The sequence below is a fragment of the Amycolatopsis sp. NPDC104587 genome, assembly GCF_055583645.1.
Genome location: NZ_JBVJNO010000015.1, coordinates 103,040 through 124,480, shown reverse-complemented (window position 1 = coordinate 124,480; position 21,441 = coordinate 103,040). Strand labels below are relative to the sequence as shown.

Sequence of the window (21,441 nt, the reverse complement as noted above, 5' to 3'; positions counted from 1 at the left end):
CATGAGTCGGTTGGCCGGCAAGGTGGCGGTCGTGTTCGGTGGCGCGCGGGGCATCGGCCTCGCCACGGTGAAGGAGTTCCTCGCCGAAGGCGCCACGGTGTTCGCTTCGGACATCCGCGAACCCGCGGAACGGGTCGACGGGTACCGCCACTCCATTGTGGACGCCACGGACGAGGACCAGGTCGCGGCGTTCGTCGACGGTGTGATCGCCGAAACCGGGCGGATCGACGTCCTGTTCAACAACGTCGGCGGCCACCTCGGCAAGCCGCTGGCCGACACGACGCTGGCCGAGTTCGACGGCATCTTCGCGCTCAACGTGCGCGCCGCCTTCCTCGGCACGCGCGCCGTGCTGCCGCACATGATCGAGCGCAAGGCCGGCAGCATCGTCACGACGTCGTCGAACGGCGGGGTGATGGGCCGCCCCGGCGACCCCGTCTACAACGCCACCAAGCACGCGCTGGTCGGGCTGACGAAGTCCATCGCCGTCGCCCACGCCCACCAGGGCATCCGCGCCAACACGGTGAACCCCGGCGCGATCGACACCGACATGCTGCGCGGCACGCTCAACTCGCCGGAGGAGTTCGAAACCAAGCAGCACCAGCTCGTCGCGAGCACCCCCGCGGCGCGCGTCGGCGAAGCCTGGGAAGTCGCGAAAGCCGTCGTGTTCCTGGCGAGCGACGAGTCGCGGTTCATCAACGGCGTGGTGCTCCCGATCGACGGCGCGAAGGCCGCGGGCGCGATGCCGGGAAACCGCTACAGCCTCGATTTCGAGCTCGGCGTCAGGTAGCGCCGTGTCCGTCGATGCCTCGGGGCTGGAGAGCGAGCGGCACCAGCTCGAACGCAGTGGCACCGCCGAGCGGGTCGCCGCGATCCTGCGCCAGTACATCACCGACGGCGTGTTCGCCCCCGGTGAACGGCTGTCCGAGCCGGTGATCAGCTCGGCGCTCGGCGTCTCGCGCAACACGCTGCGCGAGTCGTTCCAGCTGCTGGCCCACGAGCGGCTGGCGGTGCACGAGCTGAACCGCGGGGTGTTCGTGCGCGAACTGACCGTCGAGGACATCGAAGACCTGTACGTCGTGCGCCGGGCCACCGAATGCGGGGCGCTGCGCCGCGCGGCCGAGCTGCCCGCGGTGGACCTCGGGCCGGTCGAGCAGGCCCTGCGGGACGGCCGGACGGCGGCGCGGGCCGCGGACTGGCCGGCGGTCGGCACCGCGAGCATCCACTTCCACCAGGCCCTCGTCGACCTCGCGGGCAGCGAACGCATCTCCGCGACCATGCGCCAGGTGCTCGCCGAAACGCGGCTGTTCTTCGTCCTCAACGAGAACACGCGGGAGTTCTACGAGCCGTTCCTCGACTGCCACGAGAAGATCCTGCGTGACCTGCGGCGAGGCCGGTTCGCCGCGGCGGAGTCGGCGCTGGACCGCTACCTGCGCGACGCCGAAGCCCGGCTGCTCGCGCTCAGCGAGTCCTGAGCCGTCGGGTAAACGATCGTTAACGTGTGCAGCTCGCGGGACGTGACGGCCCGGTACGTCCCGTCGGCGCCGGCGGACCAGTGGTGCCGGGTCACCGTCCCGACGACGTGGGTGACCGCGTAGCCGAGGGGACGCGCCTCGGCGGCCGGCGCCCCGGCGAGGACCAGCGCGGCCACGGCGGCGGTGGTCGTCGCGCGGGCGAACATGCGTCCACTGAACCCTCCGCGAGCACCGGACCGGAAAGGATTCGAGCCGGTTCAAATCGGGCGGCCGGTGTTACCGTCAACCGGTGTTCACGCTGCGGGTCGACGCCGAGACGGTGGCCAGGACCCGCTTTTCGCCGTCACCGGCTTCGGAGTCCCTGGCGTGGCTGAAGCTCACCGCCGCCGCGGGACGCCACCCCGTGTTCGGCGATCCCGGCCCGCTCGCCCGCGCGGCGCTCGCGCACCCGGACGTCGCCCTGCTCGCGGGCCTGCTGCCGCGCCCCGGTGACATCTACACACCCGACCTGCTCACCCCGCAGCCCGGCACTGCCACCCGGCCCCGCGACCTGCTCGACGAGCAGCTCGCGCGGATCGAAACGACCGCGCCGGACGAGCTCGAGGAGCAGGTCTTCACCTACACCCGGGCGCACTGGAGCCGGCCGCTGCCGGTCGCGACCCGCCGTGTCGCGGACTCGGGACGGCTGGCGCGACGGCTGGCCGCCGGCCTCGCGCGGTTCTGGCGGGAGGCACTGGCCGAGGGCTGGGCCGAGCTGAACTCGATCATCGAGCAGGACATCACCCACCGCGCGAACACCATCACCCGCCACGGGATCGGCGGTGTACTCGGCAGCCTCCACCCCGGCATCGGCTGGACGGGCCGCACGATCACCTTCGCCGCGACCTGGAGCGGCGAGATCGACGGCACCGGCCGCGACTTCGTGCTCGCGCCCGGGGTGCTGAGCTGGCCGGGCTTCGCCGTGCAGGTCGACGTGCCCGGCCAGCTCGTGCTCTACTACCCCGCCCACCGGGTCGGGACCGGCCGCGACCACCGGCGCGGCAAGCTGGCGCAGGTGGTCGGCGCGGCCCGGGCGGCCCTGCTGGCCGACCTCGAGACCGCGAGGTCGACCGCGGAGCTCGCCACCCGGATCGGCTACGCGCCCGGCACCATCTCCTACCACCTCGGCGCGCTGCACCGCGCCGGGCTGGTCAGCAAGGTCCGCGACGGGCGGTTCGTGCTCTACCAGCAGACGCCACAGGCCGTGGTGCTCCTGGAAGAGGCCTGAGACTCAGCAGGTGACCGTGGCGTTCGCCCAGTCGGCGTGGTCGTTGGTGTTGCCGTCCCCGCCGTCGTTCACCGCCAGCTCCAGCACCTGGACGCCGGACAGCTGCGCGTCGAGCGGCTGCGCCTTGTCCCCGGGGTGCATGACGCCGGTGGCGGCCAGCTCCTTGCCGTCACCGAGGAGGCGGAAGCCCGCGCTGCCGCCGGAGTTCTCGTCGTCCATGCCGACCAGCGCGCTGACCGAGGTGCAGGACGCGCCGACGTAGATCCGGACGCTGGACGGCGCGTGCGCGCCGATCCCGTCGTCGTACCCGGTGCCGGCGATGGTGATCCGGTGGCCGTCACCCGCCTTGCTCTCGCCGTTGCTGGTCCCGCGTTCGACCGGGCCCCAGCCGTTGTCGGAGGACATCCACGCGGCCTTCGACAACGCCGTCGTGCCCGCCGCGGGCCGCGTGACCAGCGGTGACGTGCCTTCCGACGTCAGCTCGCGCTTGCCCCACGCGGTCAGGTAGCTCGTCTTCGCGGTGAGCGTGACCCGCTCGCCGGTCGGGCCGGCGGGCTTGAAGGTGACGTCGTGCTGCCAGGACTTCCCGGGCAGGACGAACGGCGTCGTGAAGGAGCCCGGGCCGGCCAGCTGCCAGCCCGCGGGCGCCGTGATGCTCGTCCGGACGGCCGCGATCGGCGTGCTGCCGTCGTTGGTGACCTTCAGCGTCGCGGTCAGCGGCCGGTCGGCGGGCACGTAGTCCGGGGCCGGGAGGGCGAGCGTGGTCATCGGCGCCGCCGCCGGGTGCGTCGACGGCCAGACGCGGAAGACGGCCGAGCCGTGCGACGGGACGGCGGCGCGGAGAGTGCCCGCGGTTTCGGACTCGGTGCCGCTCCAGAGGTCGCGGACGCGGTAGGTGTGGCCCTTGAGACCGAGGTCCTTCGCCGTGGTGTGCAGCTCCGCCGCCGCCGAGCCGCGGTTGAACAGCACCACCGCGGCCGAGCCGTCGGACATCGGCTTCGCCCAGACCTCGGTGTCGCCGTCGTCGCGGATCTTGTGGCCCTGCGTGCCGGCCCAGTCCTGGTCCAGCGCGATGACGTCCCGGTTCTCCAGGATCTTCTTGGTGGCCGGCGACATCGCGGGCAGGTCGTTGCCGGCCAGCAGCGGCGCGTTCAGCAGCGCCCACAGCGCGAAGTGCGAGCGGTACTCGGCGTCGGTCATGCCGCCGTTGCCGACCTCGAGCATGTCCGGGTCGTTCCAGCCGCCCGGTCCCGAGTACTTCTCGAGGCCGGCCTGCTGGTCGAGGATGCCGGTCATGCTGCCCCAGTTGTCGCTGATGTCGCCGGTGGTGCGCCAGAGCTGCGCACCCGCGTCGCGGCCCCAGGTCCACGGGTCGTTCTCGCCCCATTCGCAGAGCGCGTAGATCATCGGGTGACCGGTCTTCTTGATCGCGTCGCCCATCTTCGTGTAGCGCTCGATCGCGTCGCGGCCCTCGTTGTTGCAGTTGTCGTACTTGAGGTAGTCGACACCCCAGTCGGCGAACGACTGCGCGTCCGCCTCTTCGTGGTCGAGCGCGCCGGGCATCGTCTTCTGGCAGGTCAGCGTGCCCGCGCTGGTGTAGATGCCGAGCTTGAGGCCGAGCCCGTGGACGTAGTCGGCGAGCGCCTTGATGCCGTGCGGGAACTTCTCGTGGTTGGGCTCGAGCTTGCCCTCGGCCGTGCGGTTCTGTTCGGCCCAGCAGTCGTCGATGTTGACGTACTGGTAGCCCGCGTCCTTCATGCCGGACGACACCAGTGTGTCGGCGGCGCCGCGGATCAGGTCTTCGTTGATGTCACAGCCGAACTTGTTCCAGCTGTTCCAGCCCATCGGCGGGCGCTCGCCGACGCGCTGCGCGGCGAAGTACCGGGGTTCGGCGGCCTGGGCGGGCGTGGCTTGGGCGACGGTGACGACAGTGGTGCAGGCGGCGAGCGTGGCCGCCAATCCAACAAGACGACGCATTGGTCCCTCCGGGAGTGCGCAACTTTGCACAGACTCACTCAACAATGAACAGGATGGGAGTGACTGTCGTCTACGTCCGTTAGTAGGTAATCCATTTCCCGGTCAGCGGGAGGTAGAAAGGGGGCCGGACGCCGAGCCCGACGAGGAGCCGTTGATGACCCCTGCCCCCTTCCGCCCGCTGGACGGGACCAAGGTCGTCGACCTCTCGCGCATCCTCGCCGGGCCGTACTGCACGCAGTACCTCGGCGAGATGGGCGCGGACGTCGTCAAGGTCGAGCCGCCGGGCCAGGGCGACGACACGCGGGGCTGGGGGCCGCCGTTCGTCGGCGACGAAGCCGTCTACTACCTGGCGGCGAACCGGAACAAGCGCGGGATCGTCCTGGACCTCAAGAGCGACCGCGGGCGCGAGGCCCTGCGCCGGCTCGTCGCGGACGCGGACGTGCTCGTCGAGAACTTCCGGCCGGGGACGCTGGAGCGGTGGGGGATCGACTACGCCGCGTTGTCCGCGCTGAACCCGCGGCTGATCCACGTGTCGATCACCGGCTTCGGGCAGACGGGGCCGTACCGCGACCGCGCGGGCTACGACCTGGTGGCGCAGGCCCTCGGCGGCGTCATGTCCCTGACCGGCGAGCCCGACGGCGCGCCGGCGAAGGTCGGGCTGCCGGTGGCGGACCTGAACGCGGGCACGTGGGCGATCATCGCGGTGCTGATGGCGCTGCAGGCCCGGCACACGACCGGCCGCGGCCAGTACCTCGACGTGTCCCTTTTGGACAGTCAGCTGGCTTGGCATGTTTACGCGGCGGGCGCCTCGTTCTACGACACCCCGCGACCGCGCCGGATGGGCTCGGCGCACCCCAGCATCGTCCCGTACCAGGCGTATCAGGTGTCCGATGGCTGGTTGATCATCGCGGTGGGCAGCGAGAAGCTTTGGCACGCCTTCTGTGGGGTGCTGGGGTTGGACATCGCTTCGGACGCCCGGTTCTTGTCGAACGCGGCGCGGTCGGCTCATCGGGATGCGTTGAACGCGCTGCTGGAGCCGGTGCTGGCGACCCGCACGGCGGCGGACTGGCTGAAGGACTTCGACGCGGCGGGGATTCCGGCGGCTCCGATCAACTCGATCGACGATGTTTATGCGGATCCGTGGGCAGCGGCGCGGGAGCAGGTGGTGCGGCTGCCGCATCCGACCGTGGGGACTTATGTCGGGACGGGGTTTCCGGTGAAGGCTTCGGAGACTCCGGCTCGGGCGACGTCGGCTCCGCCCACCTTGGGGCAGCACACTGCTGAGGTGCTGGCCGAGCTCGGGTATTCGGCGGCGGAGATCGCGGAGTTCCTGGACTGACCGGCCAGCTCCGGCCCTCGAACTGTGCACGATGGAGTGTTCGCGCTTCCCGCTTCGCCCTGGTAGGGATGGGGGCAGGACTGAGGAGGACCGATGTCAGCACAGCACGCCCTTTGGCACCCCTTCGCCGATATGGGCGCCGTCGACGGGGATCGGATGGTCATCACCCGGGGTGAGGGCTCGTACGTCTGGGACGACGCCGGGCGGCGGTACTTCGATGCCACCGCCTCGCTCTGGTACGCCAACTTCGGGCACGGGCGGCCCGAGATCACCGAGGCCGTCCGCAAGCAGCTGCAGACCCTCGACTCGTACAACCTGTTCGGCTACAACGCCAACGAGCCGGCCATCGAGCTGGCGGACCGGGTTGCCGCGCTGGCGCCGACGCCGGGGTCGAAGGTCTTCTTCGGCTCGGGTGGTGGGGACGTCATCGACACCGCCGTGAAGCTCGCGCGCGCCTACTTCGCGCACACCGGGCGGCCCGAGAAGGTGCACGTCATCGGGCGGGCGCAGGGTTACCACGGCACCCATGGCTTCGGCACCGCCGTCGGCGGCATTCCCGCCAACGCCAAGGACGTCGGCCCGCAGCCGCCCGAGTTTTCGCATGTTGCCTTCGACAGTGCGGACGCGCTCGAAGCCGAGATCCGGCGGGTCGGCGCCGCGAACGTCGCCGCCTTCTTCTGTGAGCCCGTGATCGGGGCCGGTGGGGTTCTGCTGCCGCCGGACGGGTACATCGAAGCCGTTGCCGAGATCTGCCGGCGGCACGACGTGCTGTTCGTCGCCGACTGCGTCATCGCCGCCTGGGGCCGGCTCGGCACCTGGTTCGGCATCGACCGCTGGGCCGTCCAGCCCGACATGATCACCACCGCGAAGGGCATCACCGGCGGCACCATCCCGCTCGGCGCGCTGGTCGTCGCCCCGCGGGTCGCGGAACCCTTCTTCACGGGCGCGCCGGGCGCACCGATCTTCCGCCACGGCGCGACGTACGCGGGGCACCCCGTCGCCTGCGCGGCCGGCCTCGCGACGCTCGACATCTACGAGCGTGACGGCCTCATCCCGCGCGGCCGCGAGCTGGAGAAGCCCCTGGCCGACGCCGTGTCCGGCGTGAGTGACCACCCGCTCGTCGCGGAGGTGCGGGCCGGGCTCGGGTTCCTCGCCGCCGTCGAGCTGACGGCCGAGGTCATGGACGCGGATCCGGGCGCGCCGGTGAAGCTGCAGCGCGCGTGCCGGGACGAGGGGGTGATCGTCCGCAACCTGGGACGCGGTGTTGCGGTGTCGCCACCGCTCATCGCCGCCGAGCCGGAGCTCGACCTGTTGGCCTCGGCGCTGCCGAAGGCTCTGGACCGCCTGCGCTGACGTTCACGACACGCAGAACTCGTTGCCCTCCGGGTCGGCCACCGTCACCCAGCTGTGCGGCCCCTGCCGCCCGCGGTGCAGATACGTCGCACCGCGGGCCTTCAGCTTCTCCAGCGTCGCCTCGACGTTGTCCGCGCCGACCCAGACGTCGATGTGGACGCGGTTCTTCACCGTCTTCGCCTCCGGCACCTCCTGGAACAGGATCCGGCGGGGTGGTGAGTCCGGGTGCCGGATCGCCGCTCCCGCCCGCCAGACCAGCGACCCGCGGTGGGTCCTGGTCTCCTCTTCCTTCGAGTACCCCTTCGTGATCATCTCCCGGACGAAGTCCGGGTCGGTCGGTTCGACGGACCAGCCGAGCGTCTCGGCCCACCAGTCGGCCAGCACGTGCGGGTCGGCCGAATCCACCACTACCTGGAAGTCATGCGCCATACCGGCACGTTAACGACCGAGTCCGACATTTTCCGGAGGCTCGGGTCCTCGGGCACGACCGTGAAGCGCCACTTGTCCACGCCGCCGCCCATGATCTCGGCGTACCGGCGGGCGCCGTCGGCGTTGGCGAACCGCACCTGCTGGCCGTTCATCAAGTGGGTGATCTTGACCGCCACAACAACCTCCCGAAGTCTGTGGGCCGGCCCGCGGAGCTTCCCCCTCCGGGACCGGCCCGCACAGTAGAACACATGTTCGACCGGGTGCGCCAGTGGATCCCCCGCCCAGGGGAGGAATGGGCAAAGTCGCAGGTCAGAGTGTTCGGATCATCGCCACGCGCGGCCACGCGTCCAGGCCGCGGGCGGCCTCCACCCGACGGATCTCCCGCAGGCCGGCGCCGATTTCCGCGTCCTCGAGGACCCGGAACCGCAGCCGCTCGTAGTACGGCGCGTTCCACGGAACCGCGGCGAACGTCGTGAGCGTCAGGGCCGCCAGACCGCGCTCGACGGCCCAGGCGGCGAGCGCCTCGATCAGCGCGCTGCCGAGGCCGCGCCGGGCGTGGCTGGGCCGGACGGAGACCTGCTCGACGTGCGCGTGCCCGTCGACGACCTCGGCGACGAGGTACGCCACCGGCCGGTCGGCGTCGTCCACGGCCACCCAGGCGCGCCCGGCGGACTGGTACACCGCCAGCTCGGCCACCGAACCCGGGTCGTCGTCGGCGATCGCGGCCATGTCGACGTCGCGGAAGAGGCTGCCCGCGGCACGCTCGATTTCGATCAGCGCGGGCAGGTCGTCGGGGCGCGCGAGCCGGATCACGATCGCATTCGTACGCGTCCGGCCGGGATTTTCACAGCGAATAAGACGAAACGGTCCGCTGGATCCGGGTCGCGTACTCCTGCAGGGCGGTGATCGCGGCGTGCCGGGCCTCCTCGGTGATCCGCGCGGCCGGGCCGGCCAGGCTCAGCACGGTCGGCCGCCGCCCGTAGGTGGGCACCGGCACCGAACACGCCCACACGCCTTCGTCGATTTCCCCGGAGCTGACCGAAAACCGGTTCTCCAGCGCGTGCTTGAGCTCGTCGCGCACGGCCGTGCCCCGCCGCTCGACGACCGTCGCCAGCCGCCGTTCGAGCTCGATCTCCGGCAGCAGCGCGAGCAGCATCTTCCCGGACGCGCCGACGCCGAGCGGGACCGAATGCCCCGGCTCGAACGTGAACCGCATCGCCCGGTCGCACTCGACGCGGTCCGCGCACACGGCGGCGTCGCCGAACTGCTGGAAGAGCATCACCGTCTCGCCGAGCTCGCGCGCGGCTTCCTCCATGGCCGGCTTCGCCAGCCGCACGAGGTCGTTCGCCAGCTGCGCGGCGCGCGCGAGCGGCATCACCTGGCTGGTGAGGTGGTAGTGCCCGGCCCGGCCCTCCTCGAGCAGCTGCAGCTCCTTGAGCAGCGCCACGTAGCGGTACGTCGTCGCGACCGGGGTGCCGATCGTCGCGGCGAGCTCGGCGACGCTGGCCTCCCAGCGCCGCTCGGAAAAGGCGAGGAGCAGCTGGAGGACCTTCCGGGAACTGCTGGCGCCGGGGGTGCGGCGGGGTTCGGTGGTGGCGGAACCGTCGACGGTACTGACGGCAGGCGTCATCGTGACCTCTCGGTGAGACAAAAACGACCTTCGCTATCACACGGGGTGAATAAATTAGCACGTTGTGTGAAAGGAAAGCCAGCAATCCGCCGACGGCCCCGCCATTCGAGAAAACCGCGGGTCAGAGCGTGAGGAACTCGCCCGGTTTCGTCACCACCGGTGACTCGACGTAGAGCCCGCGGTACTCGTCCTGGATGCCGGAGTTGTGCACCTGCAGCGCGAGCGGGCCGACGCGCCCGGCGGTCTTGTCGGTGAACTGCAGGACTTCGACACCTTTGCAGGTCACGGCCGTCCCGGTGAGCGGACAGCAGGCCATCCGCGCCACGCCCGTCGCCACGTCGCCGATCAGCTCGCACTGCGCCCACTTCTTGATGTCGATCGTGGGGTGCGAAAGCTGCTTGAACAGTTTGCCGCCGCCGTCGTTGTGCCCGGGCCGGTAGTCCCAGTGCCCGCCGTTCGGCGGCTGGAACTGGATCGCGCTCAACGCGTCGCGGATCGGGTCGGTGGTGCCCCAGATCAACACGGTCGGTTTGTGGTTGCCCTTGACCTGCCGGACATTGAATATCCACCGAAACGTGCCGACCTGCTGTTTGTTGTAGTACAACCAGCCGCGCGCGGTGCCATTCCCGTGGATGACGCCGTCTTTCGCCGACCACAGGCCGGCTTTCGACGACGTCCAAGAACTCAGGTCCGTGCCGGTGAACATCGGCACCAGGTTCGGGTCACCGTAAGGGTTGTCCGCCGCCTGCGCGGCCGGGGCGAACACCGAGGCCGCGACGATCCCCGCGGCCAGCACGCCAAGGAGCTTCCGGAACATCCTGCCGTCCTCTCGACGAACGTGATGGGCATTACGTTCGGACGGCGGATTTCACGCTACGAGCCGCGCGGGTGAGGCGTCAACCGCGATCCCGCTGACCGGTCAGGAACGGCGTCAGCAGGCCCGGCACGGCCTGGTCGGCGAGCGTCAGCCCGTCGGCCTCGGCGACGTCGAGCACGCGGTAGTGGCCCTTGCCCGCGGCGACCGGCGCGATGACCGTGACCAGCCCGGCCCGGCGCTGGAAGTACGAGCGCTCGACGACGACCCCGGTCATCCCGTCGCAGCGGACCGCCGCCGTGCCGCGGTCCAGCGAGCCCGAGCGCGTCACGAGGTACCGGCCGGTGAACGCGTGCCCGAGGCCGCGGTAGCGGTCCCAGCCGACGAGCAGGGCGAACGGCAGCAGCACGAGCGCGGCCTGCCACGGCCAGTCCGGCAGGGCGCCGAGCCACGCGAGGCCGTAGAGCGCGGCGGCGAGCAGCAGCACGCCGGTGACGGCGCGGGAGAGCCGCCGGTACAGCGCCCGGCGCGGGTGGCGCGTCAGCGGCGTCGCGACCGGGTCCTCGCCGAGCACTTCCGCGACGACTTCGTGCGCTTTCGCGAGCGGCGCGGGCGGGAGCAGCAGCCCGCCGCTCTTGTCCGCGCCCTTGCCCTCGCGCAGGCCGCCGGCGATGGCGACGCAGCGCGCGCCGCCGGCCAGCCGCAGTGGCAGCGGCTCGCGGATCTCCACGCCCCGCAGGCGGTCCTCCTCGATCGACACCGAGCGCGTCGTGATCAGCCCGCGCCGGATGTGCAGCGTGCCGGCGGGCTCGCGGGTCAGCCGGAAGTTCCAGAACGACAGCACGTACCCGCCGACCGACAGCACCGACACGAGCACCAGCAGCCCGGCCGCGGCGAGCACCAGGCTCAGCCACGTCGGCGTGTCCGCGAAGTGCCCGACGACCGCCCGGACCAGCGAGAACTGGATCGGGTCGAAGTGCAGTTCGTGCGCGAAGTGGTACACGGTGCCGACGGCGGCGCCGACCACCGCGAGCCCGGACAGCGTGAACGGCGCGTACCGCAGCCACTTCTTGTCGACGGCGGCGACGAGCTGCTCCGGCGGCGCGGCGGGCTCCTCCGCGGAGCCGGCCGCAGGTGCCTTGCGGTGCAGCAGGAGCGTCCGCAGCCGCTGCGCCTCCGCGACGGTGATGGCGTCGAGCACCAGCTCGTCCTTGCCCGGCCCCTTGCCGTGCGCATGGCGCCCGGTGCCGATCCGCGCCGCGGCCAGGGAGAACAGCCGGTGCTTCGGCTCGGAGGTGACGTCGACCGTGCGGATCCGGTCGCGGGGGATGGCCCGTTGCTTGCGCAGCAGCAGCCCGGTGTGCCATTCGACCTGCGACGCGGTGATCCGGTAGCGCGAAGTGAGCACGTGCGAGACACCGGTGAACACGGCGATCGCGGTGAAGACCAGGCCGATCCACTGCCACGGCTCGCCGTGGCCGAACAGCAGCGCGCCCAGCAGCACCGGCAGCGACTTCACCAGGTCCAGCACCGGCCGGATGAGCAGCATGCGGCGGTCGAGGTGGTGCCACGGCGCGTCCTGCGTGCCTTCGGCGGGCAGGACCACAGCGGCTTCGGTGGCTTCGGTGCTCATCAGGTCGCGTCCCCCCGGATCGCCTGCGTCGTCTTCGTGAGCTCGTCCGCCAGCTCCAGCGCGCGGTCGTGGGTCAGGCCCGCGATGCGCAGCGGGCCGGCCGCGGACGCCGTCGTCACGGTGATCTTCGCCAGCCCGAAGAGCTGCTCGAAGGGGTCACGCTCGATGTCGACGGTCTGGATCCGCGAAACCGGCGCGATCCGCCACTGCTGCTTCAGCCAGCCGGCCTGCGTGTAGACGGCCTCGTCGGTGACCTCCCAGCGGTGCACGCGGTAGCGCCACTGCGGCATGACGATCAGGTGCAGCGGCGCCAGCACGGCGGAGACCACCAGCGTGACGTCGAGGAACGCCGGTGGATCGTCGCTGGTCACCACGATGACGGTCTGGATCCCGAGCAGCACGATCCAGAGGATCGCGGCGGTCGCCGTCCAGTAGCCGATGGCCCGGCGGCTGACCCGGTGCGCCGGTGGCCGCAGCCGCAACGCCGTGTTCGTGGTGTGTTCGCTCACGGGCTCAAGCGTGCCCGATCGGTGGCTTGTGTGCCCAGGACATGTGTCACGATGCCGATCCGGTCCGGCCTCGATCGCGTGCCGTTACGATCGGCGCCACCGCCGGAGGAATGGAATTCCCTCGCGCGTGTGTTGTGCTCTACGGAGAGAAGTAGCTGCGAGCAGGAGGACCTGGTGGGATTCGATCCCGACGATCTCTACGAGGTGGACTCGGACGTCCCCGACCTGACCGGGGCGGTGCTGCTGCACCACTTCGAGGGGTTCATGGACGCCGGCTCGGCGGGCCGGCTCCTGGCCGAGCACCTGCTCGGCGGGGACCACCGGGTGGTCGCGCGCTTCGACGTCGACCGGCTCATCGACTACCGCTCGCGGCGGCCGACGATGACCTACGCGGTCGACCACTGGGAGGACTACGACGCGCCCGAGCTGGTCGTGCACCTGCTGCACGACGCCGACGACACGCCGTTCCTGCTGCTGTCGGGCCCGGAGCCGGACCACGACTGGGAGCGGTTCTGCGCCGCGGTCCGCAACCTCGTCGAGCGCTGGGGCGTCCGGCTGACCGCCGGGTTCCACGGCATCCCGATGGGCGCGCCGCACACCCGCCCGCTCGGCGTCACCGCGCACGCCACCCGCAAGGACCTGGTCGGCGAGCACCAGCCGCTGCCGAACCGGCTGCAGGTGCCGGGCAGCGCCGCCGCGCTGCTGGAGTACCGGCTGGGCGAGTGGGGCCACGACGCCATCGGCTTCGCCGCGCACGTGCCGCACTACCTCGCGCAGTCGACGTACCCGGGCGCGTCGCTGATCGTGCTCGACGCGCTGAGCCGCGCGACCGGGCTGAGCCTGCCCGAGGGCGAGCTACGCGCGGCCGCCGAGCTGGCCGACGCCGAGATCAACCGCCAGGTCGCCGAGTCCGACGAGGTCGCCGACGTCGTCCGCGCGCTCGAGCGGCAGTACGACACGTTCATCGAGGCGTCCGAGAAGGGCAGCCTGCTCGCGGAGTCCGTCGAGCACATGCCGACCGCCGAGGAGCTCGGCTCGCAGTTCGAGCGCTTCCTGGCGGAGCAGAACGGCGGCGACGGCCCCGAGCGCTGATGACGCGCTACGACGAGATCGGCGTCGGCTACGCGCTGGGGCGGCGGACCGACCCGCGCTGGCTGGCGCCGGTGCTCGACGCGCTGGGTGACGCGCGTTCGGTCGTCGACGTCGGCTCCGGAACCGGTTCCTACGAGCCGCCGGGGCGCGCGGTCGTCGCGGTCGAGCCGTCGGCGGAGATGATCCGGCAACGCCGTCCCGGCGCCGCGCCGGTCGTGCGCGCGGTCGCCGAAGCGCTGCCGTTCGCCGCGGGCGCGTTCGACGCCGCGCTCGCGGTGCTGACCGTGCACCACTGGCCGGACTGGCGTCGCGGCCTCACCGAGCTGCGCCGCGTCTCGCGCCGTCAGGTCGTCCTCGCCTACGACACCGCGCTGCACAAAAGCTTCTGGCTGGTGCGCGAGTACGTGCCGGAGGTCGCGGCGCTGGAGTCGTCCCGGCCGTCGGCGCCGGAGATCGCGGACTTCCTCGGGGCGGCTTCGGTGGTCGAGCTGCCGGTGCCGTGGGACTTCACCGACGGAGTCTTCCCGGCGCACTGGCGGCGTCCGGAGGCCTACCTCGACCCGGCGGTGCGGCGCGCGTGCTCGGCGCTCGCGCAGACCGCGCCGGACGCCGTCGCGCGGGGAATCGCGCGGCTGCGGGCGGACCTGGAGTCGGGCCGCTGGCACGCCGAGCACGCGGAGCTGGTCGACCGGCCCGAGTGGGACGCGGGGTTCCGGCTCATCGTGACCTGATCCATCCACAGTGGACGGTTCAGCCGTGGCAGCCCTCCTCGTTGAGCGGGCCCATCGACGGCAGGACCAGCCCGCACAGGTAGCCGTCGATCCACCGGCCGTTCCCGGAGAGGTTCACCGCGAGCCGGACCAGCGGCGCGAACCCCTTGATGCCGGCGGCGAGCGCGTCCTGGTTGCGCTGCAGCATCGACGTCAGCTGGTCGAGCTGGGTCAGCAGCGGGTCGAGCTGCGCGTTGTTGTCGTCGACCAGCCCGGACAGCTCGGTCGCGAGCTGCCGCGAGCCGTCGAGCAGGGTGCTGATCGCCTGCTCACGCCGGCTCACCTCGGACAGCAGCTGGTTGCCGTCGGCGAGGAGCTGCCGCACGGCGCTGTCGCGGTCGACGAGCGTCTGCGAAACCACCCGGGTGTTGGCCAGCAGCGTGCCGAGCTGGTGGTCGCGCGACGCGAGCGTGTCCGACAGCCGGGACAGCCCGGTGAGCGCGGCCCGGACGCTCTGCGGGGTGTTCGCCAGTGTCGCCGAAAGCGTGTCGAAGCTCTTCGCCAGCTGCGTGGTGTCGATCCGGTCCACAGTGGACGAAAGGTCGCCGAACGCCGTGAGGATGTCGTAGGGGACGCTCGTGCGGGAGCGCGGGATCGGCACGTCCGGGTCGAGCGTGCCCTCGCCCCGCGGGTCGAGGGCGAGGTACTGCTGGCCCAGCACGGTCTTCAGCCGGATCGACGCGCCGGTCGTGTCCCCGAGCCAGGCTCCCTTGGCCTGGAAGGAAACCAGCACGTGGTCGCGCTCAGCTCGATGTCCGCGACCCGACCGACCTTGACCCCGGCGACGCGGACGTCGTTGCCCTTGGCCAATCCGGCTGCTTCACCGACTGTGCTGGCTGTTCCCGATCCGCCCACAGCCACGGCCGCATGATTTCGCATCTACCGTTACGTGCCGCTGGAGGGGCGGCCTGCTTTTGGCCGGATCGGGAACCGGGCGGCGTAGGTGGTGCCGTCGCCGACCACCGTCAGCTCACGCGGCGGTGAGCGCCGGGTACTCACGATATTCCACCGCGTTGGCCGCGCGGTCGGTCATCCAGAGGAACACCTTGCCGAACAACCGTGTGTTCAGCATCCGGTAGCCGCGGTTGCGGCTGCGGATCTTCGCGACGGTGCGCGGGGCGAGGAAGTTGCCCGAGCCCTTGCCGTTCTTCTGCCCGACGGTGGCCGGCTTGCGCAGCCGCTCCTCGTACTTCGCGAACGCCGTCAGGTGGTCACCGCCTGCCGCGGCGAGCTCGCCGGCCAGCACCTGCGCGCCCATCATCGCGAGCCCGGTGCCGGACCCGCCCGGGCCGGCGCACCAGGCGGCGTCACCGAGGAGCACGACCCGGCCCTTGAACCAGCGGTCGAGGTGGATCTGGCTGATCGAGTCGACGTAGAGGTCGTCCGTGGCCGGCAGCGCTTCGAGCAGCTTCGGCGTCTCCCAGCCGGTGTCCGCGAAGAGCTGCGCGACGAGCGCGCGCTGCTCGTCGGTGGTGCGGCGGCGGAACTCGACACCGTCGGCGGCGAAGACGAGCGCGACGTGCAGCCGGTCCGGCAGCCGGTGGCTGCCGACGGTCAGGCCGCGGCCGGGCTCGTTGTACATGACGCTGCTGTGGTCGAGGCCGAGGTGGTTGGGCGCGGTGAACCCGGCGATGCCGAACCCGAGGTCGCGGCGGAAGTCCGCCTCGGGCCCGAAGGCCGCGGCCCGCACCCCGGAGTGCACGCCGTCGGCCCCGACGGCGAGGTCGAAGGTCCGCGGCGCGCCGCGGGAGAAGGTGACCTCGACGCCGTCCGCCGTCTCGGTCAGGCTGGTGACGCGGTCACCGAAGACGTATTCGGTGTAGTCCGCGGTGTGCTCGTAGAGGATCCGCGCGAGGTCACCCCGCAGGATCTCGACCTCCCCGCTCCAGGCGGCGCCGGGCACGGTGAGCGCCGGCCGCGCGTCGAGCCCGAGCACGGTCTGGTCACCCATGGCGGTTTCGTGGCGGCGGACGTCGTCGAGGATGCCCATGGCGTCGAGCAGCTTGACCTGCTCCCCGCGGAAGTCGACGGCCTGCCCGCCGGGCCGCAGCGCGGGCGCGGTCTCGACCACGGTGACGCGGTAGCCGCTGCGGTGCAGCCAGAAGGCCGCCGACGGGCCGGCGATGCTGGCCCCGGACACGAGCACGGTCTTGGCGGTCATCGGAAGTTCCTCTCGGTCGGTGCTGATGACCGAAGAGTGCGGGAGACCGCTGACGGCCCTCGCACGATCCGCTGACGGTTCGGCCGGTGGTGCCCGGTTCGAGTGGTTAGCATGGCGCGGTGGACCGCTCCGCCGCAGGCCGGATCCAGGACGGCGAGGAGATCGTCGAGGCGCGCATCCTGGATGCCGCCGCGCACCTCATCGCCGAGGACGGGTTCGGCCGTCTCAAGCTCGGGGGCGTCTGCGCTCGCTCGGGGTACGCGCGGTCCGTCATCTACCAGCACTTCGGCGACAAGGACGGGCTCGGGCAGCGGCTCGTCGAGCACGCCGTCGAGGAGTTCACCAACGCCTACAGCGAGGCGGTCGCGGCCCGGACCGGCGCGGCGACCGCGACGCCGATGGACATGCTGCGCGCGCTGCTGGACATCATCTTCGAGCTGATCCGCACGATGCCGACGCTCAACCAGGCGTTCCTCGCCCTCTGGGGCGACGCGGCGGCGGAGAGCTCGGCCCTGCGCGGCGCCCTGACCGAGGCCGACCGCCGCTTCCGGTTCGCGATCGCCCAGACGGTGGCCAGCGGCGTCGCGGACGGGACCATCACCGGCGTCCGCGACGCGGACTCCTACGCGTCGGCGCTGCTCGCCCAGCTGCGCGGCATCTCGATGCAGGCACTGGTCGACCCGGACGGCGTCGACCTCCGAGGCGTCCGGGCCGAGCTGGAACGCGGCATCGACCGCCTGTCCGCGGGCTTCCGCGGCTCGTTATAGGGCGAACGCGATCGACCGCAGCACCAGCACGGCGATGAAGACCAGCGTGAAGGCCAGATCGAGCGAAATCCCCCCGATCCGCACCGGCCGCACGACCCGCCGCACCGGCCCGATGACGGGTTCGGTGGCCGAGTAGGCCAGCCCCCGTGCCCGCCGGGCCCACGGCGGGCTGTCGGCGACCATCCCCACCCAGTCCAGCACCATCCGCGCGATCAGCACCAGCATGTACAGGGTCAGCGCGAAACCGAGCAGTGTCCCTAGCGCACCCATGGTTCCCTCCGTCCTTCTCACCTGGAGAACGTCCGGAGGGGACCGGGTAGTGCCGGATCCGTCCGTTTCTCAGCTTTTCGACAGGATCACGCGTCGCCCGAGGGCCCGGCGCCGTTCGAGCCGCCCGCCGGCTCGGCCGGTGCCTTGTCGGACGACGGCTTGGCGGGCGCGGGCTTCGGCGCCGGGTCCGCCGTCTTGGCCGCGGCCGGCTCGGTGACCCCGGACACGACGGGACCGCTTTCGATCGCCGCCTTGGTGTTCCGGCGCTCGAGACGCTGACGCATCGTCTCCCGCTGGCCGCCGAGCCCGTTGCCGCCGAAGAGGTTGCCGAACGCGGTGCGGTGCACCTCGGAGACGTCCATGTCCTCGAGGTTCCCGCCCATCGCGATCTGCAGCGCCTTCAGCTTGATCTCGGCCTCGGTGTTGCGCTCGCTGCTCAGGTAGGCCAGCACCTCGCGGACGTCGCCGTTGTTCGTGGCGAGCAGCTGCGCGATCTGCTCCTCCGAACTGCCGTGGGAGACCTCGCGCAGCTCCTTGCGCCGCAGCTCCTGCACCCCGAGCTCCTGCTTGGCCTCGACCACGCCCTGCGTGTTCACCGGCTGGACCGTGACCGAGTAGCCGCCGAGCTCCACGTCCCGGGACGGGTGGGCCGAGCTCAGCCGCGCCTCGATCGCCCGGGCCGCCTCGGTCGGGCGCAGCACGTCGAACCGCGCCGCCGTGTCGCGGATTTCGCGGGCGAGCGAGGGGAGCAGCGCGGCGGTCATGTCCTGGATGCTGTCCCGCGCGATCGTGAACGGGTCGAGCACGCGGCACGCCAGCTCGACCCGCACCGAGAAGGGGAACACGGCTTCCGCGCTGGCCGCCTGCACGGTGAACGAGAGCCCGTGGTTGGCGACGTCGATCACGTACCGCCGGTACTTGCCGAGCCGGCCGGTCGGCGCGGGCCGCCCGTGCCACAGCACGATCGGCTCGCCCGCGGTGCGGATGAGCACGTGCGCCGTGCCGAGCTCGGGCACCGGGGGCGAGCCGAACCAGCGCCGGCCCACCTCGGTGCGTTCCAGGATGGGGTTGTAGGTCCGGGTCATGACACCTCTTCTTCCGCCTCGTCCATCAGGTCGTAGAACGTCGCCGCGGCGACCGAAGGCTGGTAGCGGTCCTGGGCCCACAGGCCCAGCGCGTAGTGGACGCGGTTCTGGTCGCCGGTGCTCTCGTCCGCGATGTCGGCGACGAGGCCGAGGACGACCTCACCGGCGTCGGCGTCCTCGTCGACCCGACGCACCCAGGTCCGCAGTCCGGCGAGGGCCAGGTCCCGGACGAACCGGTTGCTCATGGCCCGGCTCCACAGCATCGCCATGTACTCCCGGTTTTCGTCCGCGGTCCGCAGCAGCAGGGGCCAGCTCTCGTCGGTCTCGGGCCGGACGACGCAGGTGAACACGAGCAGCGCCTTGATGAACGCGTCTTCGTCGTCGCGGTTGTCCGTCCATTCGCCCAGCGCTTCCAGCACGTCGCGGCCGCAGCCCGCGCCGAGGAGGGCGCCCGCGCTCGCGGCCACCGCGCCCAGCACCTCCCACTTGTCCGGGCAGACCACGAAGTCGCGAAGGATTCCCAGCGCCCTTCGCGGCTCCCGGATCCCGAGTGGACCGCCGGCGGCCAGCGCCGCGGTCGTGCAGAGATTTTCGGTGTTCTTGGAGTACGCCGCCACCGCCCAGTCCTCGAGCACCGACCAGGCCGCGCGTTCGTCACCGAGCGCGCCGGCGACGTTGAGCCCCTGCGCTGCCGTCTGCCGCAGCCACGGTGAGCTTTCCCGGCCCCACGGCTGCAGGTACTCGTGCACCCCGTGCTGGAAGTCCTGCCGCGCCAGGATGCCGATGGCCTGCGCCGCACCGGCGCGGATCTCGACGTCGGCGTGTTCGGCCAGCTCCTTGAGCCACTCCAGGATCTTCAGCCGCGCCCCGTCGTAGCCGCACCAGACGATCCCGAGCACCGCCGGGCGCACCCGCGGGTGCCGGAACCGGACCGACGGCGCGCGGCGCAGATCTTCGGACGGCACGAGCTGGAGCCAGGTGTGGTCGGCGAGCAGCCGCTGCGTGTACCGCAGGGACGTCGGCGCCCGGCTGCCGCCGCTCAGCCGCTTGTAGAGCGAAACCGCCGCGTCCGCCACCTTGAGGTAGCCGGTGTTGTCCAGCACCGCGGTGGCCAGCACCAGCGAAAGGTCCTTCGCCTCCGGTTCCCGGCTGAGCCACTCGCGGACCAGGCCCTCCGGGTTGCCCAGCTTCGCGGCGGTTTCCGCGAGACTGCGCCCGGTGCGGTGGCTCTCCTGGATCTCCGTGGCGGCGCGGACCGCGAACGCCGGGGTGTTCCGCTCGGTGAGCACTTCGAACAGTTCGGTGCCGGCCAGCTCCTCGAGCAGCTCCTCGGCTTCGGACGGCATCGTGTCCCGCAACCGGCGGCGGAGGATCTCCACCGGGTCGGGCAGCTCCCACTCGTCCAGCACGAACTCAGCGCGGTTGGGCACCTCGTCGAGCGAGCCGCGGGGCGGGCCGGTGACGACGACCAGGTAGCTGTTCGCCTCGTGCAGCCGCTGCGCGGTGTTCCGCAGCCACTCCTCGGTGATCCGGGCCGCGGTGAAGGCGTCGTTCCGGCCGGGTTCGTCGAACACGACGAACCCGGTGTCCTCGCGCGGCACCCGCCACATCGGGTTCGTGAGCGCCGACGCCGGCACTTCGGCGACGGCCTCCGCCTGCTTGCCCTCGTGGAGGGTCGTCCGGAGCAGCTGCAGCGCCCGCGTCCGCTTGCCGGTGCGGGCCGGGCCGGCCAGCACGACGAGGTTTCGCTCCGCGAGCAGCTCCAGCTCGTCGCGGAACCCCGGCGGCTCGACGAAGGACGCCGTCGCTTCGTCCAGGTCGCGTTCGGAGAAGCTGACCTTCGGTGAGCGGCGGCCGGGACGCCGCCGGTCGAGCTCCTCGTCGAAGGAGCCGGTGAAGACGGTGATCGACTCGGCGTTGAACTGGTTGATCCCGCGGGCTACGTACTCGCCCATCCGGGTCTGGGCCAGATGGCTCGTCTCCCCCTGCACGTTGCGCACGGCGCTGTCACGCCCGAGGTCCGCCGGCGGGGACGACGGCGCGGCCGGCTCTTCGGTCTTGGTCTCCGGCTTCTCCCCGGTCTTGGCCTCCGGCGGGGGCGTGGCGGGCGGCGGAGGTGGCGAGGGCGGCGTCGCCGGTGGCGTCGGCGGCGGGCTGGGTGGTCTTTCGTCGGCCACGGGGACTCTCCTCTGACGGGCTGGGTGAGATCGGTCAGGTGCCGGCGGGCCAGTCGCCGAGGAAGATGCCGCCGATGTGCGTGCCGCTCTGGATGACGTTGCCGTGGACCGTGCCGAGGACGGTGTTGTTCGTGGTGGTGCCGGCGCCGGGCGCGCTCGGCGGTGCCGGGGCCGGGCCCAGCGCCGGGATCTGCCGCCGCAGGCGCGTGACGAGCCGGTCGAGGTCGGGCTTGCTGTTGCGGAACGCCACGATGGTGCTCTGCTTCTCGGTGAGCTCGCGCAGCGATCCGGGCAGCTCGGCCGGGTCGAGCAGGTGACGGCGTTCGAGGTGCACCGGGATGACCTGCTTGTTCAGCCGGAGCCCGAGCTCGATCTCACGGCGGACGAAGTCGTTCGGGTCGTCCAGCCGCCGTCGGCCGTCTTCGCCGGTCGCGGTCAGCCACCGCGGCCCGATCACCACGAGCACCGCGACGGAGGCGGACACGGCGTCGAACATCGCCGTCGCCCAGTCGTCGCCGAGGTCGATCGAACGGGAGGCGAAGAACACCGCGTCCGGACCGAACTCGCGGGTGAGCTCGTGGTCGAAGAATGCCGCCGCGAACGGTTCGTCGGTGGTGCGATAACTGAGGAAAACCTGGGTCACGGGCAGCTTCTCCGTATCCGAGTTCGTCGTGTTTTTGTCCGTCAGTTGTCCAG

22 protein-coding genes and 1 pseudogene are annotated in these 21,441 nt (G+C 71.5%); 8 read left to right on the top strand and 15 right to left on the bottom strand.

Annotation, left to right across the window (positions count from 1 at the left end; translation table 11 throughout):
* The first annotated feature begins 1 nt into the window (after position 1).
* Both ACZ61C_RS37975 and ACZ61C_RS37970 read left to right on the top strand, forming a co-directional pair.
* On the top strand, positions 2-787 hold the full coding sequence (locus tag ACZ61C_RS37975; RefSeq protein ID WP_465312747.1) for an SDR family NAD(P)-dependent oxidoreductase: 786 nt from the start codon (positions 2-4) through the stop codon (positions 785-787).
* 4 nt (positions 788-791) lie between these two features.
* A complete protein-coding gene (locus tag ACZ61C_RS37970) occupies positions 792-1,472 on the top strand; it encodes a GntR family transcriptional regulator (RefSeq protein ID WP_465312746.1) in 681 nt (226 codons plus the stop codon).
* On the opposite strand, the gene ACZ61C_RS37965 is transcribed toward ACZ61C_RS37970, so the two are convergent.
* The gene (locus ACZ61C_RS37965; RefSeq protein ID WP_465312745.1) at positions 1,424-1,678 is read right to left on the bottom strand and encodes a hypothetical protein; all 255 of its coding nucleotides are present in this window, start codon (positions 1,676-1,678) and stop codon (positions 1,424-1,426) included. The two genes, ACZ61C_RS37970 and ACZ61C_RS37965, sit on opposite strands and share 49 nt — an antisense overlap.
* Before the next feature lie 83 nt (positions 1,679-1,761).
* On the opposite strand from ACZ61C_RS37965, the gene ACZ61C_RS37960 reads away from it, so the two are divergent.
* Positions 1,762-2,739 carry a helix-turn-helix domain-containing protein gene (locus ACZ61C_RS37960; protein WP_465312744.1) on the top strand — a complete coding sequence of 326 codons (978 nt, stop codon included), beginning with the start codon at positions 1,762-1,764 and terminating at the stop codon, positions 2,737-2,739.
* 3 nt (positions 2,740-2,742) lie between these two features.
* Here the strand turns inward: ACZ61C_RS37960 and ACZ61C_RS37955 are convergent, their stop codons facing one another.
* On the bottom strand, positions 2,743-4,716 hold the full coding sequence (locus ACZ61C_RS37955; protein ID WP_465312743.1) for an NPCBM/NEW2 domain-containing protein: 1,974 nt from the start codon (positions 4,714-4,716) through the stop codon (positions 2,743-2,745).
* A 154-nt stretch (positions 4,717-4,870) separates the two neighbouring features.
* Here ACZ61C_RS37955 and ACZ61C_RS37950 point away from each other — a divergent pair, with 154 nt between their 5' ends.
* Both ACZ61C_RS37950 and ACZ61C_RS37945 read left to right on the top strand, forming a co-directional pair.
* Complete coding sequence (locus ACZ61C_RS37950) at positions 4,871-6,055, top strand: CaiB/BaiF CoA transferase family protein (RefSeq protein ID WP_465312742.1); 1,185 nt, start codon at positions 4,871-4,873, stop codon at positions 6,053-6,055.
* A 93-nt stretch (positions 6,056-6,148) separates the two neighbouring features.
* The gene (locus ACZ61C_RS37945; RefSeq protein WP_465312741.1) at positions 6,149-7,408 is read left to right on the top strand and encodes an aminotransferase family protein; all 1,260 of its coding nucleotides are present in this window, start codon (positions 6,149-6,151) and stop codon (positions 7,406-7,408) included.
* A gap of 3 nt (positions 7,409-7,411) precedes the next feature.
* On the opposite strand, the gene ACZ61C_RS37940 is transcribed toward ACZ61C_RS37945, so the two are convergent.
* The 7 genes from ACZ61C_RS37940 to ACZ61C_RS37910 form a co-directional block, all read right to left on the bottom strand.
* Positions 7,412-7,816: a VOC family protein gene (locus tag ACZ61C_RS37940; RefSeq protein ID WP_465312882.1), complete on the bottom strand. Its 405-nt coding sequence runs from the start codon at positions 7,814-7,816 to the stop codon at positions 7,412-7,414.
* On the bottom strand, positions 7,816-8,013 hold the full coding sequence (locus ACZ61C_RS37935) for a hypothetical protein (RefSeq protein ID WP_465312740.1): 198 nt from the start codon (positions 8,011-8,013) through the stop codon (positions 7,816-7,818). The genes ACZ61C_RS37940 and ACZ61C_RS37935 overlap by 1 nt, the downstream gene beginning before the upstream one ends.
* Positions 8,014-8,146: 133 nt before the next feature.
* A complete protein-coding gene (locus ACZ61C_RS37930) occupies positions 8,147-8,650 on the bottom strand; it encodes a GNAT family N-acetyltransferase (RefSeq protein WP_465312739.1) in 504 nt (167 codons plus the stop codon).
* Positions 8,651-8,681: 31 nt separating this feature from the next.
* On the bottom strand, positions 8,682-9,467 hold the full coding sequence (locus ACZ61C_RS37925; protein WP_465312738.1) for an IclR family transcriptional regulator: 786 nt from the start codon (positions 9,465-9,467) through the stop codon (positions 8,682-8,684).
* Between the two features lie 121 nt (positions 9,468-9,588).
* The gene (locus ACZ61C_RS37920) at positions 9,589-10,284 is read right to left on the bottom strand and encodes a 3-keto-alpha-glucoside-1,2-lyase-like domain-containing protein (protein WP_465312737.1); all 696 of its coding nucleotides are present in this window, start codon (positions 10,282-10,284) and stop codon (positions 9,589-9,591) included.
* Positions 10,285-10,363: 79 nt separating this feature from the next.
* Positions 10,364-11,914, bottom strand: coding sequence for a PH domain-containing protein (locus tag ACZ61C_RS37915; protein WP_465312736.1), 1,551 nt, complete (start codon positions 11,912-11,914; stop codon positions 10,364-10,366).
* Positions 11,914-12,423 (bottom strand): PH domain-containing protein, encoded by a 510-nt coding sequence (locus ACZ61C_RS37910; protein WP_465312735.1) that lies wholly within the window; start codon positions 12,421-12,423, stop codon positions 11,914-11,916. Before ACZ61C_RS37910 ends, ACZ61C_RS37915 begins: the two co-directional genes overlap by 1 nt.
* A 174-nt stretch (positions 12,424-12,597) precedes the next feature.
* On the opposite strand from ACZ61C_RS37910, the gene ACZ61C_RS37905 reads away from it, so the two are divergent.
* Positions 12,598-13,515 carry a proteasome assembly chaperone family protein gene (locus tag ACZ61C_RS37905; RefSeq protein ID WP_465312734.1) on the top strand — a complete coding sequence of 306 codons (918 nt, stop codon included), beginning with the start codon at positions 12,598-12,600 and terminating at the stop codon, positions 13,513-13,515.
* The gene (locus ACZ61C_RS37900) at positions 13,515-14,246 is read left to right on the top strand and encodes a class I SAM-dependent methyltransferase (RefSeq protein ID WP_465312733.1); all 732 of its coding nucleotides are present in this window, start codon (positions 13,515-13,517) and stop codon (positions 14,244-14,246) included. Before ACZ61C_RS37905 ends, ACZ61C_RS37900 begins: the two co-directional genes overlap by 1 nt.
* A gap of 19 nt (positions 14,247-14,265) precedes the next feature.
* Here the strand turns inward: ACZ61C_RS37900 and ACZ61C_RS37895 are convergent.
* Together ACZ61C_RS37895 and ACZ61C_RS37890 are read right to left on the bottom strand one after the other, a co-directional pair.
* Positions 14,266-15,164, bottom strand: a pseudogene (locus tag ACZ61C_RS37895) (MCE family protein).
* Positions 15,165-15,255: 91 nt separating this feature from the next.
* Entirely contained in the window at positions 15,256-16,446 is a 1,191-nt protein-coding gene (locus ACZ61C_RS37890; RefSeq protein ID WP_465312732.1) for an FAD-dependent monooxygenase, read from the bottom strand.
* Positions 16,447-16,565: 119 nt separating this feature from the next.
* Here ACZ61C_RS37890 and ACZ61C_RS37885 point away from each other — a divergent pair, with 119 nt between their 5' ends.
* Positions 16,566-17,213, top strand: coding sequence for a TetR/AcrR family transcriptional regulator (locus ACZ61C_RS37885; protein ID WP_465312731.1), 648 nt, complete (start codon positions 16,566-16,568; stop codon positions 17,211-17,213).
* On the opposite strand, the gene ACZ61C_RS37880 is transcribed toward ACZ61C_RS37885, so the two are convergent.
* The 4 genes from ACZ61C_RS37880 to ACZ61C_RS37865 form a co-directional block, all read right to left on the bottom strand.
* The gene (locus ACZ61C_RS37880; RefSeq protein ID WP_465312730.1) at positions 17,208-17,483 is read right to left on the bottom strand and encodes a YggT family protein; all 276 of its coding nucleotides are present in this window, start codon (positions 17,481-17,483) and stop codon (positions 17,208-17,210) included. The two genes, ACZ61C_RS37885 and ACZ61C_RS37880, sit on opposite strands and share 6 nt — an antisense overlap.
* An 86-nt stretch (positions 17,484-17,569) precedes the next feature.
* Complete coding sequence (locus ACZ61C_RS37875; RefSeq protein ID WP_465312729.1) at positions 17,570-18,568, bottom strand: hypothetical protein; 999 nt, start codon at positions 18,566-18,568, stop codon at positions 17,570-17,572.
* A complete protein-coding gene (locus tag ACZ61C_RS37870) occupies positions 18,565-20,745 on the bottom strand; it encodes a hypothetical protein (protein WP_465312728.1) in 2,181 nt (726 codons plus the stop codon). Before ACZ61C_RS37870 ends, ACZ61C_RS37875 begins: the two co-directional genes overlap by 4 nt.
* Before the next feature lie 34 nt (positions 20,746-20,779).
* Positions 20,780-21,388, bottom strand: coding sequence for a TIR domain-containing protein (locus ACZ61C_RS37865; RefSeq protein WP_465312727.1), 609 nt, complete (start codon positions 21,386-21,388; stop codon positions 20,780-20,782).
* Positions 21,389-21,441 lie beyond the last annotated feature (53 nt).